This window comes from Kouleothrix sp., from assembly GCF_046328425.1.
GTDB lineage: Bacteria > Chloroflexota > Chloroflexia > Chloroflexales > Roseiflexaceae > Kouleothrix.
In genome coordinates this window covers 119,054-138,060 of record NZ_JAXLWP010000006.1, presented here as the reverse complement: position 1 = coordinate 138,060, position 19,007 = coordinate 119,054, and the positions used below count along the sequence as shown (strand labels likewise).

16 protein-coding genes are annotated in these 19,007 nt (G+C 68.5%); 8 read left to right on the top strand and 8 right to left on the bottom strand.

Translation table 11 applies throughout. From position 1 onward, the window contains the following. Positions 1-33 precede the first annotated feature (33 nt). The 3 genes from U0177_RS06765 to U0177_RS06755 all read right to left on the bottom strand — a co-directional run bounded on the left by U0177_RS06765 (position 34) and on the right by U0177_RS06755 (position 3,904). Entirely contained in the window at positions 34-1,509 is a 1,476-nt protein-coding gene (locus U0177_RS06765; protein WP_409569843.1) for an FGGY family carbohydrate kinase, read from the bottom strand. Positions 1,510-1,565: 56 nt separating this feature from the next. After that, positions 1,566-2,339 carry a glucose 1-dehydrogenase gene (locus U0177_RS06760; RefSeq protein ID WP_409569842.1) on the bottom strand — a complete coding sequence of 258 codons (774 nt, stop codon included), beginning with the start codon at positions 2,337-2,339 and terminating at the stop codon, positions 1,566-1,568. Between the two features lie 173 nt (positions 2,340-2,512). Then, positions 2,513-3,904, bottom strand: a complete 1,392-nt coding sequence (locus U0177_RS06755) for a glutamine synthetase family protein (protein WP_409569841.1) — start codon at positions 3,902-3,904, stop codon at positions 2,513-2,515. A gap of 387 nt (positions 3,905-4,291) precedes the next feature. Here U0177_RS06755 and U0177_RS06750 point away from each other — a divergent pair, with 387 nt between their 5' ends. Continuing rightward, entirely contained in the window at positions 4,292-6,529 is a 2,238-nt protein-coding gene (locus U0177_RS06750) for a lamin tail domain-containing protein (protein WP_409569840.1), read from the top strand. Positions 6,530-6,733: 204 nt separating this feature from the next. On the opposite strand, the gene U0177_RS06745 is transcribed toward U0177_RS06750, so the two are convergent. Beyond that, the gene (locus U0177_RS06745; RefSeq protein WP_409569839.1) at positions 6,734-7,780 is read right to left on the bottom strand and encodes a sensor histidine kinase; all 1,047 of its coding nucleotides are present in this window, start codon (positions 7,778-7,780) and stop codon (positions 6,734-6,736) included. Continuing rightward, positions 7,777-8,490 carry a response regulator gene (locus U0177_RS06740; RefSeq protein WP_409569838.1) on the bottom strand — a complete coding sequence of 238 codons (714 nt, stop codon included), beginning with the start codon at positions 8,488-8,490 and terminating at the stop codon, positions 7,777-7,779. Before U0177_RS06740 ends, U0177_RS06745 begins: the two co-directional genes overlap by 4 nt. 121 nt (positions 8,491-8,611) lie before the next feature. Between U0177_RS06740 and U0177_RS06735 the strand changes: the two genes are divergently transcribed. The 6 genes from U0177_RS06735 (at position 8,612) to U0177_RS06710 (ending at position 14,912) form a co-directional block, all read left to right on the top strand. Beyond that, positions 8,612-9,565, top strand: coding sequence for an alpha/beta hydrolase fold domain-containing protein (locus tag U0177_RS06735; protein WP_409569837.1), 954 nt, complete (start codon positions 8,612-8,614; stop codon positions 9,563-9,565). Between the two features lie 200 nt (positions 9,566-9,765). After that, on the top strand, positions 9,766-10,902 hold the full coding sequence (locus U0177_RS06730; protein WP_409569836.1) for a patatin-like phospholipase family protein: 1,137 nt from the start codon (positions 9,766-9,768) through the stop codon (positions 10,900-10,902). Between the two features lie 44 nt (positions 10,903-10,946). Continuing rightward, entirely contained in the window at positions 10,947-11,774 is an 828-nt protein-coding gene (locus U0177_RS06725) for a PHP domain-containing protein (protein ID WP_409569835.1), read from the top strand. A 25-nt stretch (positions 11,775-11,799) separates the two neighbouring features. Beyond that, entirely contained in the window at positions 11,800-12,828 is a 1,029-nt protein-coding gene (locus U0177_RS06720; RefSeq protein WP_409569834.1) for a hypothetical protein, read from the top strand. 187 nt (positions 12,829-13,015) lie between these two features. After that, entirely contained in the window at positions 13,016-13,999 is a 984-nt protein-coding gene (locus tag U0177_RS06715) for a hydroxyacid dehydrogenase (RefSeq protein ID WP_409569833.1), read from the top strand. 109 nt (positions 14,000-14,108) lie between these two features. After that, positions 14,109-14,912: an HpcH/HpaI aldolase family protein gene (locus U0177_RS06710; protein ID WP_409569832.1), complete on the top strand. Its 804-nt coding sequence runs from the start codon at positions 14,109-14,111 to the stop codon at positions 14,910-14,912. A 243-nt stretch (positions 14,913-15,155) separates the two neighbouring features. On the opposite strand, the gene U0177_RS06705 is transcribed toward U0177_RS06710, so the two are convergent. From U0177_RS06705 to U0177_RS06695, 3 genes are all read right to left on the bottom strand, one after another. After that, positions 15,156-16,598, bottom strand: a complete 1,443-nt coding sequence (locus U0177_RS06705) for a DUF5666 domain-containing protein (protein WP_409569831.1) — start codon at positions 16,596-16,598, stop codon at positions 15,156-15,158. Next, complete coding sequence (locus U0177_RS06700; RefSeq protein WP_409569830.1) at positions 16,595-17,137, bottom strand: ECF subfamily RNA polymerase sigma factor, BldN family; 543 nt, start codon at positions 17,135-17,137, stop codon at positions 16,595-16,597. Before U0177_RS06700 ends, U0177_RS06705 begins: the two co-directional genes overlap by 4 nt. 202 nt (positions 17,138-17,339) lie before the next feature. Continuing rightward, on the bottom strand, positions 17,340-18,080 hold the full coding sequence (locus tag U0177_RS06695; protein WP_409569829.1) for a DUF5666 domain-containing protein: 741 nt from the start codon (positions 18,078-18,080) through the stop codon (positions 17,340-17,342). Positions 18,081-18,378: 298 nt separating this feature from the next. Here U0177_RS06695 and U0177_RS06690 point away from each other — a divergent pair, with 298 nt between their 5' ends. Beyond that, positions 18,379-18,939, top strand: a complete 561-nt coding sequence (locus U0177_RS06690; RefSeq protein ID WP_409569828.1) for a hypothetical protein — start codon at positions 18,379-18,381, stop codon at positions 18,937-18,939. The last annotated feature ends 68 nt before the right edge of the window (positions 18,940-19,007 follow it).

Genomic DNA, 19,007 nt, shown 5'->3' with positions numbered 1-19,007 from the left:
AGCCGTCATTCTCCAGCCGCCATCCTCCAGCCGTCATGGTTCGGGGGCGTACAGCTCCAGCATCAGTGCGACCGCACGTCGCCAGCGTGCCCGGCGGGTCTCGCGTTCGTCGCCGGTGATCCGTGGCGTATATACCTCCGCTGCCCGCCACGACGCGGCGATCGCGCCGAGGGGAACGCCGTAGGCGTGGTGGCGGGCCATATGGGCAACGCCCGAGGCGGTAGACTCGACCTGGGCGGCCACTTGAACCTCGCTGCCGAGGTTGTCGGCCAGGGCCTGCATGAGGAAGCGGTTGCGCGCGGGGCCGCCGTCGACGCGCAGGCCGGCCAGCGCCAGCCCGGCGTCGCTCTGCATGGCCTCGGCCACGTCGGCTACGCGCTGGGCCAGGCCCTCGAGCGTGGCGCGCACCAGCTCGGCGCGGCCGCTGCCGCGGCTCAGCCCGAAGATCGTGCCGCGCGCCTGCGGCCGCCAGTAGGGCGCGGCCAGGCCGGCCAGCGCCGGGATGTACAGCGGCGTGGTTGCCGGGTCGGCCTGCTCGGCCAGCGCGGCGCTCTCGTCCGCACTGCCGATGACGCCAAGCTCGTCGCGCAGCCACTCCACCGCGGCGCCGGCCACGAACACGCCGCCGTCGAGCGCGTAGTGAGTGGCCTCGGGCGTCTGCCACGCCACCGTGCCGAGCAGCCCGTGGTCGCTCAGCACCGGGCGCGCGCCGGTGTTCAGCAGCAAGAACGCGCCGGTGCCAAAGGTGCACTTGGCGCTGCCCGGCGCGAGGCAGCCCTGCCCAAACAGCGCGGCCTGCTGGTCGCACAGCAGGCCGTGCAGCGCCAGCGTGCGCCCGCCAATCGCAATCTCGCCGGCGTAGCCAGCCGAAGGCAACACCTGCGGAAGGATGGCGCGCGGCACGCCGAACAGCGCCAGCAGCTCGTCGTCCCAGCCGAGCGCGTTGATGTCGTACAACAGCGTGCGCGAGGCGGTGCTGGCGTCGGTGACGTGCCGGCGGTCGGCGCTGAGCCGCCAGATCAGCCAGGTGTCGACGGTGCCGAAGCGCAGCTCGCCGGCCGCCGCGCGCCGCGCCAGCTCGGGCTGGTCGCGCAGCACCTGAGCCAGCTTGCTGGCCGAGAAGTACGGGTCGAGCAGCAGGCCGGTGCGCTGGCGCACCAGCGCGCCATGGCCGGCGGCCTCCAGCTCGGCGCAGATCGCCGCGCCGCGCTTGTCTTGCCAGCTGATCGCCGGGGTCAGCGGCGCGCCGCTGGCGGCATCCCACAGCAGAAACGTCTCGCCCTGGTTGTCGAGCCCGGCCACGGCGGCGGGGTACTGCTCGAGCAGCGGCGCGCAGGCCAGCTCGACCGAGCGCAGGATGTCGAGCGGATCCTGCTCGATGCGCGTCTCGCCGATCACGGTTGTGGTCACCGGCGCAGCATTGGTGGCCAGCACGCGCCCGGCGCGGTCGCTGATCAGCGCCTTGGTGTGGCTGGTACCCTGGTCGATGCCCAGGATGTAGTCGCTCAATGGCCTGCCCTTAGCTATGCTCGCCCCCTGCCTCGTGCTCGCCCCCTGCCACCACCCTACTCCGGCGTCACGTAGGCCGCCGTGATGCCGCCATCCACCGTAAACGTCGCGCCGGTGACATACGACGACTCGTCGGAGGCCAGGAACAGCGCGGCCTGGGCGATCTCGCGGGCCTCGCCGAAGCGGCCGATCGGGATGTGCACCAGCCGGCGCTGCTTTTTCGCCTCGGTGTTGAGGAACTTCATCAGCAGCTCGGTGCGCAGCGGGCCGGGGCACAGCGCGTTGACGCGGATGTTCTCGCGGGCGTGGATCACCGCCAGCTCGCGCGTCATCGAGAGCACGCCGCCCTTGCTGGCCGTGTAGGCGATCTGCGGCGTGGCGGCGCCCAGCAGCGCCACAAACGACGCCACGTTGATGATCGACCCGCCGCCGGCGCGGCGCAGCGCCGGTATGCCATACTTGCAGCCGAGGAACACGCCCTTGAGGTTGATGTTCATCGTCAGATCCCACACCGCCTCGTCGGTGGTCATGGCGTTGTCGTCGTCGCTGTGCATGATCCCGGCGTTGTTGAACAGCACGTTCAGCTTGCCGAACGACTCCTCGGCCGCGCGCACCATGCCCTCGGCGTCGGCGCCCTTCGATACGTCGGCGTGTACGTATACCGCCCGGCCGCCGGCGGCCTGCAGCTCGGCCACCACCGCCTGCCCGGCGTCGTCGTTGACATCGGCCACCACGATCGCGGCGCCCTCGCTGGCCCACAGCAGCGCGGCCTCGCGCCCAATCCCCGAACCCGCCCCGGTGATCAGGGCTACTTTGTCTTGTAGTCGCATTCCTTTTCCTCTGATGTTGTCATATCTTCCAGGGGGCGTGCGGCCGGTGTGCGATACCCCTCACCCGCTGCCCCCCGCTCCCCTGCTGGGATCGGGGGTGATTCTCGGTGTGCCGGCGCCGGCGCAAGCACACCGAGTCTTTTCCCCTCCCCGCTGGCGGGGTAGCAACAAGGCTAGGCTCTTTCAAAGTACCGCGCCCGCTCCCAACTCGTCACCACCTCGTCGAACTTGCGCTGCTCAGTGCGGATGAAGTGCAGATAGTGCTCGGCCACGTCGGCGCCAAAAGCCTCGCGCGCGAAGTCGCTGCGCTCGAACTCGCCGATCGCCTCGTACAGCGTCGTCGGCACGCGCGGCAGGTTCTGCGCGGCGTACACATCGCCCTGGAACACCTCGGGCGGCTCGATCTTGTTCGCCACGCCGTCGAGGCCGGCGGCGATCGCTGCGGCGTAGGCGATGTACGGGTTCGCGTCGGCGCCCGGCAGCCGGCACTCGACGCGCAGCGACTTGCCGTGGCCAACCACGCGGAAGCCCGAGGTGCGGTTGTCGTAGCTCCAGGCGATGCCGGTGGGCGCCCACGATCGCGACTGGTAGCGCTTGTACGAGGCGACATACGGGGCGTAGCACGCCGAAAGCTCGCGCGCGCGCCGCATCCAGCCGCCCAGGAAGTAGCGGAAGGTGTCGTTGCTGGTGATCTTGCCAACCAGCTGCTTGTCGCCCACAAAGCCCGGCGTGTCGTCGGCGGCATTCCACAGGCTCATGTGGATGTGGCAGCTCGAGCCGGTGTGGCGCTCGTCCCACTTGGCCATAAACGTGATCGCCTTGTTCTGCTGCCAGGCGATCTCTTTGGCGGCGTGCTTGTAGAGGATGTTGCGGTCGCACTGCTCGAGCGCGCCGCAGAACTGCAGGTTGATCTCCTGCTGGCCCAGGCCGGCCTCGCCCTTGCTGAACTCGATCGGCACGCCGCTGTTGTCCAGGTGCCGCCGGATCGCGCCAACCAGGTCGTCTTCCTTGGTGCCCTGCAGGATGTGGTAGTCCTCGTTGTAGTCGCCGATCGGCCGCAGGTCGTGGTAGTTCTTGGCCTTGGCCGAGTCGAACGACTCGTTGAACAGGTACAGCTCGATCTCCGAGCCGCCCTTCACCGTGAAGCCCATGGCCTTGGCGCGCTCAAGCTGGCGCTGCAGCATGCGCCGCGGCGCCACCTCGACAATCGCATCGTCCTGGGTGTACAGGTCGCACAGCACGATCGCCGTCTTCGGCAGCCAGTCGGCGCGGCGCAGCGTTGCCAGGTCCGGCACGCAGTGGAAATCGCCGTAGCCCGTCTCCCAGCTGGTGTACTTGTAGCCGGGAATGACGTCCATCTCCATATCGCAGGCCAGCAGGTAGTCGCAGGCGTGCATCCCGTCGTCGAGCACGTGATCCATGAAGAAGTGGCCGGTGATACGCTTGCCCATCAGGCGGCCGTACATGTCGGGGAATACCGTCAGCACCGTCTCGATCTCGCCGCGCTCGACCAGCTCGCCGAGCTGGGCGCGGGTCAGCATGCCAGGGACTGGACCATGTGCCATGAGTCACCTCGCTGTGAATTACAGGTACTTTCCCGCTTTCCATTGCGCTGCGCCAATGGAAAGGAGAAAAGGGCGTATCGCGCTGCCGCGGGCGGAACGTTCTTGAAATGCGGTTCACCTCGTCGCTCTGACGCTGAAAGAGCAAGCGAACCGGGGGTGTGCCGGCTAAAAATGGTTTAGTCTCAAACCTATTGGGGTGCGCACTATTCTAGGTGATACGCCGGAGGGCTGTCAACATTGTGGGAAAAGACACGATCCGCAAAATAGCGATATTGTCATCTTGAGCGCCAGGGCGCACCTTTTGCCGAATACGCGCTGTTCTGTATATGTTAGAGCTTACGCAGCTAAAGCTTTGCATTTCAAATCGACACCGGAAGAGGAGCAAGAATGTACCGCAAAGTTATTGGCTTAACCATCAGTCTATCGATCCTGGTGATGCTGGTGCTAGCCGCGCCGGCCGGCGCCCACCCCGTCGTCGTCGGCGACACCAGCCGCGCCGACTGGTTCGCCAAGGGCCCGCCCGAGCCGAACAACGGCGCGATCGTGCGCGACTCGGCCGGGCGCGGCGAGTATGTGTGGAGCGACGCCAGGGGCGACCAGCGCCAGGCCAGCACGATCGGCGCAACCGGCGATATCACGCGCGAGGCCGACCTGACGCGCTTCTCGGTGACGGCCGACGCCAGCAATATCTACTTCCTTGCCAAAGTCGAGCACTACTCGGGCATCAAGAACGACCCCGCGCTCCAGCTGATGATCTCGATCGACCGCGACCACGCCGCCAACAGCGGCGAGGTTGCCCTTCCCGACGGCGTGAACACCAACGTGGGCGCCACCGCAGCCTGGGAGTACGTGGTGCAGTCGCGCTTCAGCAAGGGCACCGGCGGCACCGGCGTCTACGCCGTCAGCGCCGCGCCGTGGGTCTACTCCAGCCCCACCGTCACCCAGACGGTCGGCAGCGGCCAGCTCGTCACCTCGAGCGCCAACGGCGGCGGCTACGCCGAGCTAGCGGTGCCGTGGAGTGCGATCGGCGGCCTGCCCGCGTCGCAGAGCTCCCTGCGCTTCACCGTCTCGACCTACTACAGCGACCACCGCGGCGCCAACGGCAACCCCTCGCTGGCGATCGACACGCTCAGCAGCACAGGCGCCAGCGCCGAGCTGAGCGACGGCACGATCGACAGCGCGGTCGACCTGCACTTCACGGCCACCGGCGAGGTGTTCGCCCCGCTGCTGATCTCGGAGTTCCTGCCCGACCCTCCCGGCAGCAGCGACCCGAAGGGCGAGTGGATCGAGCTGTACAACCCGAACAGCTTCGACGTGAGCCTGAAGGGCTACAAGGTCGGCGACCAGCCCTACCGCGGCGGCTCGCAGGGCATGGCCCAGCTGCCCGACCAGCTGCTCGCGGCCGGGCAGGCGGTGGTGGTGGCCAATGATATCGCCACCTTCAAGAAGAACAACCCGACGCTGAACCTGCCCGCCGCCCAGCTGATCGACCTGGCTACGCTGCCGGCGTACACCAGCTGGGGCACCGGCAAGGTCTCGCTGCAGAATGAGAACAAAGGCGCGGCCTTTAAAGAAAGCCTCGCGCTGCTCGACCCCAGCGACACGATCGTCGACCTGGTGCAGTACGCCTTTAAAACCGCCACTGGCCCAACCGGGCTCGACCCGGACGTCAAGCCGATCGTGCTCACCGGCACGGCTGTCGGTCCCAACGCCAGCTACGACCGCTGCCCCTCGGGCAGCGACACCAACGACGGCGGGATCGACTTCTTTGTGCGCACCACCGGCCAGAACCCCGGCACGCCCTGCGTGACGGTGCCCGGCGTCGACCTGCGCATCGCCAAAGATGGCCCCGACATCGTCGACGGCGCCGCAGGCACGCCGATCCAGTATGTCATCCCCTTCAGCAACGCCGGCTCGTCGGCCGCCAGCAACGTAGTGATCACCGACACGCTGCCGGCCGAGATGAGCTTCAGCGGCCAGTCGGCCAGCGCGGGCGTGGTGTTCGCCGGCCAGAACGGCCAGACCCTGACGTGGACGATCGCCAGCGTGCCGTCGCAGGCCAGCGGCTCGATCACGCTGAACGTGACGCTCGCCGGCACGGTGGCGCCCGATACCGCGCTCACCAACAGCGTGGGCATCATCAGCACGCCGGCCGAGGCCGACGCGACGCGCCATAACAACGTTGCCACGCAGACGCTGATCACCACCGGCCCGCCCGACCTGACGCTTAACACCAGCTGGGCGCAGGCCAGCGGCGTCGGCCCCGGCCAGACCGCCAGCTTCGCGATTATCTACGAGAACGCCGGCGAGAACGACGCCAACGACATTACGATCGTCGACACGCTGCCGGCCGGCGCTACCTTCGTGAGCGCCGAGCCAGCCCCCGCCAGCGTGCAGGGCAACGTGCTGACGTGGAAGGTGCCGTCGCTCACCTACCTCGAGACCGGCTCGATCAAGGTGAACCTGCAGATCGGCGCGGGCGTGCCGATCGGCACGCTGCTGACCAACAGCGCGGCGATCAGCAGCAACCCGCCCGACCTCGACCGCCCCGACGAGCACCCCGACAGCGAGCTCAGTTCGCTGATGGTGGGCCACCAGCTGTTCATGCCAGTGGCGGCGCGCTAGGCTACGCCTGGGGCAGCAGAATGCAGGAGGTTCCGCGCCACGCGCGGAACCGCTCCTGCATTCTACGCTGTTCGCTTGATCACATAGAGATTGTGTTGCACTACGTCAGGGCTCGTGCAACGTCTTTCGCCCCTCCTCTCCCGCGCGCGGGAGAGGAGGTTTGGGCGGCTTTGCCGCCCCAAACCCCCACCAACGTGTAAGTTATCAGCGGAGCGGCAAGATCACCGTGAAGGTGCTGCCCTGATCCTTGCCGGGGCTGGCGGCCTCGGCCCGGCCGGCGTGAGCCTCGGCCAGCGCCTTGACGATCGCCAGGCCCAGGCCAGTGCCGCCAGTCTCGCGGCTGCGCGACTTATCGGCGCGGTAGAAGCGGTCGAACACCGAGGCGACCTGCTCGGGCGCCAGGCCCTCGCCGCTGTCGCGCACCGCAAGGCGCACCTCGGCCGCGCTGGCGGCCAGCGCCACCTCGATCTCGCCGCCCGGCGGGGTGTGGCGCAGCGCGTTCGAGAGCAGGTTGAACAGCACCTGGCGCAGGCGCGTCGGATCCACCTGCACCACCGGCAGCGGCGGCGCTGCCGCCACCAGGCGTATCTCCTTCTCGTCGGCCAGCGGCTCGAGCACCTGCAGCGTCTCGGCCACCAGCGCGCCCAGGTCGGTCGGCTGCAGGGCCAGGGGCAGCTGGTGGCTCTCGGCCAGCGCCAGCTCGCGCAGGTCGTTCACCAGCTGAATGAGGTGGCGCGTCTGGGAGTACAGGTTGGCGATCGCCGCCTCGTCGAGCGTAGCGACGCGGTCGAGCGCGGCGCGCAGATTGCCGGCCAGCACCGTCAGCGGCGTGCGCAGCTCGTGCGACACGTCGGCCATCAGGTTGTTGCGCAGCGCCTCGGCGCCCTGCAGGTCGGCCACCATCTTGTTGAACGCCGCGCCCAGCTCGGCGATCTCCTGGCTGCCGCGCTCCGACACGCGCACCGCCAGGTCGCCCTCGCTGACGCGCCGCGCGGCGCGCGCCATTGCGCTGATCGGCGCGCTCACCCAGCGGCCGATCAGCACGCCCGCGCCCAGCCCCACCAGCAGCGAGAGCGCCAGGAAATCGACCAGGCGGCGGGCGATCTCGGCGTCGTCGGCGATGTCGCCGCCGGGCGCGGGCGTATCCCAGCCGGCCATGTGCGGCACGACGATCGCCAGAAACTGCATAAAGAACACGCCGAACAGCACCCCACCGATCAGCAGGCTGAGCCGCACCCACAGTCGATTCATGGCTGGCCTCGCTCGACGCTCAGGCGGTAGCCCACGCCGTATACCGTCTGAATATAGCGCGGGTTCTCGGGGTCGGGCTCGATCTTGCGCCGCAGGTTGCGGATGTGCGTGTCGAGCACGCGGCCGATCTCGCCGTACAGGTAGCCCAGCGCCTGCTCGAGCAGATCCTCGCGCGTCAGCGTGTAGCCGGGGTTTTCGAGCAGCGCCTTCAGCAGGCTGAACTCGGTGCGCGTCAGCGCCACCGGCCGGCCCTCGACCCACAGCGCGCGCTGGTCGATGTCCAGCCGCAGCCCGCCGCACACCAGCACGCGCGGCACGGCAGCCGGCAGCCGATCGAGCCGCGTGCGCCGCAGCAGCGCGCCAACCCGCGCCACCACCTCGCGCGGGTTGAACGGCTTGGTGATGTAGTCGTCGGCGCCAAGCTCGAGCCCCACGATCTTGTCGCCGTCGTCGACGCGCGCGGTCAGCAGGATGATCGGCAGCGCGGCCAGCGCCGCGTCGGCGCGCACGCGCCTGGTCACATCCCAGCCGTCGCGCCGCGGCATCATCAGGTCGAGCAGCAGCAGGTCGGGGCGCTCGAGCCGCACTGTGTACAGCGCCATGTCGCCGTCGTGGGCCACCAGCACCTGGTAGCCGGCCTGCTCGAGGTAGCCGCGCAGCACCGCCACAATCGACGCGTCGTCGTCAACGATCAGAATTCGCTCTGGCATAGGCCGATCCTAGCACACAATCCTCAAGGGAATCTCGAGAATTTCGCCAGCATTTCTCGAGATTCTCTCCAGATTGCTGCGCTATGCTAGCTACAAAAAGCAAGAAGGAGCGTACACACCCATGAACACGACATCGCGCGCTCGGCCGCAGCTAGCCTTGCTGCTGGCCGCGCTGCTGGCGCTGGCCGGCTGCTCGCTGCTCGGCGGGCCGGCAAACCTCAGCGTCACGCCCGCCCAGAAGGACCTGCCGTACGCCAGCGGCGCCGGCACGCAGAAGCTCGATCTGTACCTGCCGCAGGGCAGCGGGCCGTTCCCGGTGATCATCAACATCCACGGCGGCGGCTTCAAGCTCGGCGACAAGAGCATGGTCGGCGCGGCGATCGGCCAGGCGTTCCTGGATGCCGGCTACGCGATCGCCAGCATCGACTACCGCCTGTCGGGCGAGGCCACCTTCCCGGCCGCCGTGCTCGACGCCAAGGCCGCCGTGCGCTTCCTGCGCGCCAACGCCGCCAAGTACAACCTCGACCCGAACAAGATTGTGGCGTTTGGCCAATCGGCCGGCGGCAACATCGCGGCCATGCTCGGCACCAGCGGCGACATCGCCGCGTTCGACGACGCGAAGCTCGGCAGCGCCGGCGTCTCGAGCCGCGTGCAGGCGGTGGTCGACTGGTTCGGCCCCATCGACTTCGGCCAGATGGACGCGCAGGCCAAGGCCCAGGGCTGCTCCTCGAGCGACCAGACCCACAACACCGCTAGCTCGTTCGAGTCGCTGTACCTCGGCGCCACCGTGCCCAGCGCGCCCGATCTGGTGAAGCAGGCCAACCCGATCACCTACATCAGCGCCGACGACCCGCCGTTCCTGATCCAGAAGGGCGACCAGGACTGCACCGTGCCGATCGAGAACACCAAAATGCTGGCCGACGCGCTCAAGGCTGCCGGGAACGACGTGCAGTACGACCTGCTGGCCGGCGTGGGCCACGGCGACAGCGGCAGCACGCTGGTGTTCGAGGGCAGCGCGAACATCCAGCGCGTGCTTACGTTTCTGAAAGAGAAGCTCGCGGCAGCGCCCGCCTGAGCCACGGGCGCAGGCGTCCAACCACCAGGCCGCGTTGGGCAGCCGTGTCAAATCGCCGCCGCCAGTCGTTATTTATGTAGGACTTACGCAGTTGGTGCGCTCTGCCTGCGGCGCTGCCGCAGGCAGGTGTGCCGCGTCGGGATACCAGACAGGGCAGCCGCGTACGTCCTAATTATAGCGAACGACACGCGGAGGCGCGCATGCCAACAACGAAAAAAGCGCTGGTGCTCTCGGGCGGCGGGGGGCGCGGCGCGTACCATATCGGCGTCATCGAGGCGCTGGTGGCGGCCGGCTGGATGCAAGACGGCAAAGGGCCGGATATTATCGCCGGCACCTCAATCGGCGCGATCAACGCCGCGGCGCTGGCCTCGGGCCTGACGGTAGCGCAGCTGAAAGCGCGCTGGCTGGCCATGCACACCGAGGAGGTGCACCGGCTCTCGGCCGACCTGCCGGCGATCAGCCGGCCGCTGCTGCGCTTCCTGCTGCGCAGCGTGCTCACATCCGACGCGCACGGCGGCGCGCGCGACGAGCTGCCGCCCGCCGAGCGCAACATGAGCGCGCAGGGGTTGTTCAGCCGCCTCGGCGCGCTGTTTCACGCCCGGCCGTTCCGCAGCCTGCTGGACACCACGCCCTGGCGCCACACGCTGGCGCAGTGGATGGACTTCGCCCGCATCAACTCAGCCGCCGCCCCGGCGCTACTGCTAGCCGCTACCGAGCTGCAGAGCGGCACGCTGCGCGTGTTCTGCAACCGCCCGCTGGCAGGCCGCCCGGCCGACACGATCGCGCTCGACCAGCTGATGGCCTCGTCGAGCATCCCGATCGTCTACCCCTGGACGTCGATCGGCGACGCGAAGTACTGGGACGGCGCGGTGCTGGCCAATACGCCGCTCGAGCCGGTGATCGACCTGGCCGGCGCCGACGAGGTCGACATCCTGGTGGTGATGATGACGCCCTGGAATGCCGACCCCGACACCATGCGGCTCCAGACGCGCCAGATGCCGCAGGACCTCGTGCAGGCGCTGTCGCTGACGCTCGACTGGGCGCTGCTGGCGTCGTACCGGGTGGCCTTTGAGGCGATCGAGCACCGCAACCGGCTGGCCCAGGCCGCCGCCAAGCTGGCCCAGGCCGCCGCGCAGCTCGGCGACGCGAGCATGCAGCTGGAGGGGCCGGTGCCGCGCCCGATCGCACCGCCCACCGTGATCGCCCCAGCCGAGCTTATGCCGCTCGACTGGATCATCGACTACGAGACCGCCAACCACCAGGCGCTGTTCGCGCAGGGCCGCGCCGACGCCGAGCGCGCACTTGCGCGGCGCGCCGCCCCAGAAAATTCTGCTTGATGTATACTAGCGCCATCACGCATCCTTTCCGCATACACCGAGCCATGATCGTCGACTTGCAGATCCACACCACGGCCACACCGCACCACTCGCGCTGGGAGCCGGCCGCGCTGGCCCGGCACGCCGCCGGGCTGGGCATGCGCGCGATCGCCGCGACCGACCACAACAGCACTGCCGGGGTGCGCGCCCTGCTCGAGGCCGGCGCGCGCTACGGCGTCGGCGTGGTGCCCGGCGTCGAGATCGACAGCGGCTTTGGCGGCAAGCTGTGGCACACGCTGATCTACGGCGCGCCGCCCGAGGCGCCCGAGCTGCTAGCGCTGTGCGAGGCGGTATTCGCGCGTAACGCCGCCGACGCCGCCGCGCTGCGCGGCGAGCTGGCCGGCCGCGGCTTCGCGCTGAGCGGCCTGGGCGAGTTGGGCCGCCCGCCAAACGTTGCCGACGTGGGCGCCGCGCTGGCACGCCAGAACAAGCTGCCCGGCCGCCAGCCCGGCGACGACGACGAGGCCGCCGGCATGCGCTACATCCTCACCCAGCTGCCTGGCGGCTACCGCCCGCTCGGCGTCGACGAGGTGATCGCGGCGGCGCACCGCGTGGGCGGCGTGGCGGTGCTGGCCCACCCCGGCCGCTCGAAAGGCATCTACGCCATCCCCGCCACCACCGCCGACATCGCCGCGATGGCCGAGGCCGGGCTCGACGGCCTGGAGGCATTCTACCCAGCCCACAGCGACGAGCAGCGCGCGTTCTACCGCCAGCTGGCCCGGCGCCACCACCTGCTCGTCACCGCCGGATCGGACTCGCACGGCCCCGAGCAGCCGCTCGGGCAATGGCCCGCCGAGTGGTGCGCGGCATTTCTCGAGCGCATGGGCGTATGAGTGCAGCTGGTATACGAGGCTGTTGATGTCTGATACCGAAGCCGTCGCGCAGCTCAAGCAATTGCTCGACACCTACCGCCGCCGCCTTGCCTACGAGCTTCGGCAGCAGGCGCGGCAGGGCAGCGCGGCTTCATTCGAAACCCTTGAGGGCATCCAGGAGGCGCGCCTGGAGATCGAGCGCATCAAGCAAGAGCTGCGGCACAAAGGCGTCGACGTGCCCGATCAGCTCTACGACCGCGCAATACCCGATCCTCCGCCAATTGCACCCTTCCCTCAGCCGCAGCGGCCTGCACGGCTCGCGCTGATTGGCGGCATCGGTCTCGCGATGATCGTACTGGTGGTTACGCTGCTGGTGATACAGCGCGAGCGTTTGGCAAGCCTCACTGCCCAAACAGCGCCCTCAGCTGCCGCCCCGGCCACAGCTTCGGCCATAGGTGCGCCGTCGTCTCAGCCAATTGGCAGCCCGACCATAGCACCGTTGGCGTGCGCCGATCGCTATGAGCCAGACGACAGCGCTGAACAGGCAGTCCTGATCAAATCAAACGAAATTCAAACCGAGCACGCCTTCTGCCCCGACAACGATCGCGATTGGGTTCGGTTCTTCGCAAAAGGCGTGAATACCTACTACCTCTACACCGACACGCGCCCATACAGCCAGAAGTCGCCGCTGGGCGTCACCGGTGTTGATACTCTTCTGTATATTGTCGATAGCGATATGAAGTCGGTGCTCGACTTCAATGACAATATCACCGACCCACCGAGCCTGGACTCCGCAGTCTACTTTGTGCCAAAGCAGGATGGCTGGTACTATGCCTACGTTGTCAATACTGGCGGTATCGGCGGCGCTACGTTGCGCTACGACCTGGGATTGCAGCTGTGCCCCTTCAATCAGCGCTGCGGAAGTCGGCCCGAATCAGCGGCCCAGCCCGACGCTATCGCGGCAACGCCAACCTTGCCAACAATGTTCGACGAGTTCGCGCACACCCCAACGCCGACACAGACGTTCGACGAGTTCGCGCACACCCCAACGCCGCTATCCGAGCCTACACCCTGAGCGCTTCAACCATCGAAGCATCCGAGGCGCCCGATGTTCAAGCCGTGTAATTAGTCAGGGCCATAAAGTATAGTACCGCTCTGCCGAGCACGCCGACTGCGCAAGCCCTTATTTTGCCGGCGCTGAGACCATGCACCTGCTGCCCAACGGCATTTCTGGAGTGTGAAGCCACATGGAGGAACAAGCAATGCAACCATACCGGGTATGGGCGCACGCGGCGTTCGCGCCCGAGGCGCTGGCCGAGCTGGCGCCTATCGCCGACGTGCAGGCCGGCTCGGCCCACGACGCGGGCTGGCTGGCTGCAGCAGCCAGCTTCGACGCGCTGATCCTCGACGGCGTGACGCTGATCGACGGGGCCACGCTCGACCAGATCGGGCCGCGCGTGCGCGTGCTGGCGCGCACCGGCATCGGCGTCGACCGGATCGACCTGGCGGCGGCGACCGAGCGCGGCGTGCTGGTGGTGAACACGCCCGACGGCCCCACCGAGTCGACCGCGCAGCACGCCATTGCGCTGCTGCTCAGCCTGACCAAGCGCGTGGCCACGAGCGACCGCAGCCTGCGCGCGGGGCAGTGGCAGATGCCCACGCCCGGCCTCGAGCTGCTGGGCGCCACGCTCGGCCTGGTGGGGCTGGGGCGCATCGGCGGGCGCGTGGCCGAGATCGCGCGCGCGCTGGGCATGCGCGTGCTTGCCTTCGACCCCTACATCGCCGCCGGGCGCGCCGCGGCCCTGGGCGTAACGCCAACCGCCTCGCTCGAGGATCTGCTGGCCTCGGCCGACGTAGTATCGCTGCACTGCCCGGCGATCCCCGAAACCTACCGGCTGATCGACGCGGCGGCGCTGGCGCGCATGCGCCCAGGCAGCTACCTGATCAACGTGGCGCGCGGCGCGGTGGTGGACGAAGACGCGCTGGTGAGCGCGCTGCGCGACGGCCACCTGGCCGGCGCCGGCCTCGACGTGTACGAGAGCGAGCCTGCCGCCGCCGATCACCCGCTGTTCAGCCTGCCGAATACCGTCTGCACGCCGCACATCGCCTCGTATACCACAGCCGGCGTGCTGAAGATGCAGGTGATGGCGTGCCAGCAGGTGGCGCTGGCGCTGCGCGGCGAGCGCCCGACCGAGCTAGTAAACCCGCAGGTGTGGGGGCGCCACCGCGTGGCCGGCCCGCAGTAGCCGGCCAGCCGATTGCAATGCCGCAAAGGAAAATGGTGAGGCGTCGCCGCGCCTGCCCTGCCGAGCAGGCGCGGTTGCCAGCCAGCCACAACAGCCGGAAGGAAAAAACATGCTACAGCCTAATCGGGTCAAGCAGGCGCTACGCCGCGGCGAGCAGGTCGTCGGCACAATGATCAGCGAGGTCGGCTCGCCGGGGGTGGTGTGGCTGCTGGCCAACGCCGGGTTCGACTTTGTGTTCATCGACATGGAGCACGGCACCTTCGAGCTGGCGGTCGTCGCCGACATGATCAAGGTGGCGCGGCTGGCCGGGATCGTGCCGCTGGTGCGCGTGCCCGACCTGGCCTACCACCTGGTGGCGCGCGTGCTCGACGCCGGAGCGATGGGCGTGATGCTGCCCCGCGTCGAGACGCGCGCCCAGGTTGAGCAGTTCGTGAGCTTCATGAAGTACCCGCCGGCCGGCGTGCGCGGCGCGTCGGGCACGCGTGGCCATACCGACTACGGCGGCGCGCGCCCGCAGGAGCTGGTGGCGCATATGAACGAGCACATGCTGGTGATTCTGCAGATCGAGCGCAAGCGCGCGGTCGACGATATCGACCAGCTGCTCAGCGTGCCAGGGGTTGATGTGGCGCTGATCGGCCCGTTCGACCTGACGATCTCGCTCGGCGAGGACGACACGCGCGCGCCGGAAGTCGAGGGGGCAATTCAGCAGGTCGTCGACGCGGCGCGCCGGCACGGCGTGGCCTCGGGCATCCACACCCACGACGCGGCCGAGGTGGCGGGCTGGGGCGCGCGCGGCATGACCATGCTGACGTGCAATAGCGACATGGGCTTTCTGGGAGCCGGGGCGCGCCAGACTGTCGCGGCGCTGCGTGTGGGCGCGGCGCCCGGCGACGCAGCCAGCGTCAATGTCTAGCGCGGCGCTATAGCCACGCGCACAGCGATTGAGCGCGGGGCGTAGAGCAATCGGCCTTCCTGATGCGCTCGGGGGTCATACGCTGTTCGCCTGATCACGTTAGATTGTGTTGCACGACGTGGCTTCGCCACTTAGGGCAACACAATCAGAATGGGCGGCGAAGCCGCCCCCAAACCCCCGCCAAAGTGTCAGTAATCAAGCGAATTTGGTATCACTCCGCAGGATCAGTAACGCTGCTCCTGGCTATCGAGGAGCTGTGAGGAGTCGCGCGTTGGCGTGCGTAGCTGGCATAGCCTGCCGCTGCGCCCGCGACTCTTGGCGGATCGGCTTGCTTTCGCCGCCGTGGTCGCCGCTGCCCCCGCCGCCGTGGTCGCCGCCCCCACCTCCACCGCCACTGTCGCCGCCACCACCGCCGCCGCCGCTGTTGTCGCCGCCACCATCGCCGCCACCGCCGCCACCCCCGTGGTCGCCGCCACCATCGCCGCCACCGCCGCCACCCCCGTGGTCGTCACCGCCACCGCCGCCGCCACTGTTGTCGCCGCCGCCGCTGCGCAGCTCGATGCGCCGGGCGACCAGCTGGCCATCGGGGCGCCGCAGCGCGCGCACGCGGACTGTGTCGCCGACATTGATCTGGCCGCGGATCTCGGTGGCCGCGTCGATCGCCACGCTCTGGCCGCCAATACGCCAGGCGCCGCCGATCGCCTCGACCACACCCTCGAACTCGACCTCGGCGTCGGCGGCCTCTGTCGGCTGGGGCGCCTCGGTTGGCTCGGCCTCGGGTGCGCGCGTAGGTTCGGCCTCGGGTGCGCGCGTGGGCTGGGGCGCGCGCGTGGGCCGCGCGGTTGGCGCGGCCGGCGCAATGGCGGGTGCCGGCGTGCGCGTAGGCAGGTTTGTCGCCGTCGCCAGCGGTGTGGCCGTAGCCGACGGCCGCGCGGTCGCGCTGGGCGATGGGCTTGGCGTTGCGCTGGGCGTCGCGCTGGCCGTAGGCGCTGCGGTTGGCGCGGGCGCGCCGCCGGCCTCGACGGTGATCGTATCGGCGAATAGCTGCCCGGCAGCGGTATGGCCGGCGACCTGCGCCCGCGCGCCGACAGACGGCGCTCCCTTGATATCGGTGGCTGGGCCAACCTGCACCGGCAGGCCAGCGACCTGCCAGCGGCCGGGGGCGATCGACTCGATCTTGCCCTCGAAGGCGACACTCGCGGCGCGCTGAGCAGCCAGCAGGCGGCCGATCTCGTCGCGGCGGCGCTGGCTAAAGCTCGTCGCAAGCGTCGCGCGATCGCTGGGCGGCGTCAGCGCCAGGCGCGTTTCTTCAAGCGCGCGCTTCACCGGGTAGAGCGCGTCGTCGGGGAGCGCGCTCTGGGCGGCCGCAACCACCCCGCCCATCAGCAGAAACACCAGCACCACAGTGGCGAATGTCGCGGCGAGGCGCGGCGAGAACCAGCCCCAGCGGCGCGGCGCAGCCTCGCGCAGCCGCGCGGCCTCGTTCAAGAATGCCCGCCGCGACGCCTGGCGCGCCGCCTCGGAGGGCTCGCGGCGCAGGCTCGGCAGCATGCGCGCGGTCTCGAGCAGCGGGCGCAGTGCATACGCATCGTCGGGGAAGCGCGACAGCACGCGCTCGATCGGCTCGCCATCTTCGAGCAAGCTCAGGCACTCGATCAGTTTTATCTCGAGCTGCGCGTCCATCATTCCACCGTCCCTGGCATGAGCTTGCGCGCTAACGCGGCGATCGCACGTGCCTGCAATTGTTTCACAGCACCTTCGGTTTTGCCGATCGTCCGCGCGACTTCTTGAATGGGCAGCTCGCGGCCAAAGCGCAGCGCAATCACGTGCTGCTGCTCTTCGGTCAGGTGCGTCAGCGCCTGGCGCAAATCGGCGCGCGTCATAGCCGCCTCCGCCAGCTCGGCCGGGCCGTCGTCGCGGCTGACAAGCGCCTCGTCGAGGTCGACCTGCGGTGCGCGGTAGCGCTTGCGCATATGGTCGCTGACGACGTTCGCCGCTACTGCGTACAGCCAGCCACGCAGGGTGGTCTCGGGCGGGTTGCGCTGGCGAAGCGCGCCGAGGAAGCGAGCGAACACCTCGCTCGTGAGATCCTCGGCGGTGTCGCGGTCGCTCACGCGAAAAGCGATGTAGCGAAACAGCGGCCCGTAGTAGGTGTCGTGGATCTGGGCCAGCGCGTCGGTATCATATTGGCGTGCGCGCTGCAGCAGCGCAACTTCATCCTGCACGTTCGCGATCTTTCGGCAATGCTAAAGCAGAGCGCAGGGCAATTGAGCGTAGAGCAAAGAACAATCAGCCATCGTGATGCGCTCCATGTTTACCCTACAGTTTCACTGCCTCTGCTCTTGGCTATAATGTGGTGGCGAACAGCGACCAGGGCGGGCAAACCCTGGTCGCTTTTCCATTGTACCATCGAACGGTTTGGCAGCCTTACTTATGGCCGTCGTGTTTGCCACCGCCGCTGTGGTCGCCACCGCCGCTGTGCTCGCCGCCCTTGTCGCCGCCGTGGTCGCCGCCGCCGCTGTGCTCGCCGCCCTTGTCGCCGCCGTGGTCGTCGGTGGTGCCGTCGTGGTGCTCGCCGCCGCTGTCTTTGCCCTTGTCGCCACCGTGGTCGTCGGCGGTGCCGTCGTGGTGCTCGCTGCCCTTGTCGCCGCCGTGGTCGTCGGCGGTGCCGTCGTTGCCGCCATCGGCGGGCGCCGCCGTCACCAGCGACACCTCGCGAGCGACGAGCGTGCCGTCGGCGGCGAGCTGGGCGTGCACCTTCGCAACCGCGCCTACCACGATCTGGCCGTTGATCTCGGTGTTCGGCCCGATCGCCGCGCTGCGCGCGCCAATCGTGATCGAGCTTGAGCTGAACGCCAGCACCTTGCCGGCAAACTCCACCTCGCGCTCGGGCGTCGTGCTGATCACCTCGGTCGGCTCGGGCGTGGCCGCCTCGGTCGGCTCGGGCGTGGCGGCCTCGGTTGGCTCGACCGTCGGCTCGGCCGTAGCGGCCTCGGTTGGCTCGGCCGTAGCAAGCGTGTGGATCGAGCCTTGGTCGACATTGGCAACAGCAGCGTGGGCGGTCTGGCCATATGCCGCGAGCGCCAGCGTGGCCAGCGCGAGGGCTGTAATGATCCGCGCCCGCGCTGCGCGAGCGAATGACGTAGCAGGCTTGGTTCGGGGCTGCATTGATATATCTCCTTTTATTACGAACCGGACAACCGTTGTGTATCGCGAATACGCTGATACAGTCGCGCGGCGGCCGAAAAAGTAACGGGGAGTTTTGAGGCAATTTTGCAGCGCCCAATTGACAAATCGATACCCGTTTGTATACTTTGCGTCAGCGCCTCGCGCCGATTGCAGCGGGCGTTTGAAGCAGGCTGCGTAAGCCCTAACATCAAAAACAATGATAGGCGCCGCTGCCCGAGGAAGATACCCCCAACCGCATCGCAGCGCTGCCTCTGCCTGCAGCACACAGGAATAGCCGATGCCCGACGACACGCGCTCACTGGTGGTCGACGCCTACCTGCGCGAGTACGAAAAGCTCAAGGACGAGCAGATCGCGCGCATTGGCTTCCGCGACAACCTGATCTATGCCACGCTGGTGGCCACCGGCGGCCTGCTCTCGTTCGCCCTGGCCAGCCCATCCAACATCTACGCGCTGCTGCTGCTGCCGCTGGCGGGCGCCGTGCTCGGCTGGACATACCTCAACAACGATCGCAAAATCTCGTCGATCGGGCGCTACATCCGCAGCGCGCTGCTGCGCAACCTTCGCGCGGCCACGCAAGCGCCGGATGCGCAATTCTTCGGCTGGGAGCTCACGCCGCAGATCGAGCCGGGGCGCCTGTGGCGCAAAATCCTGCAGCTCGCCGTCAATATCGCGCTGTTTGTCGGCTCGGGCCTGGTGGCGCTCGCCGCGTTCTTCCTGCTGTCGCCAGCGCCGCCCCGCATCGCCTGGTGGGTCGCCGGCGCCGACGTGGTGATGTTGGTGCTGCTGCTGCTCGAGATCGTGCGCGACGCCGATATACGCCACCCCGGGCGCCGCTAAGCTCTTCTCCGCTGCTGGTGCAGCCGCCGCACGCGCAGCGCTCCGCAGATTATTGTTTTCATGCGGTG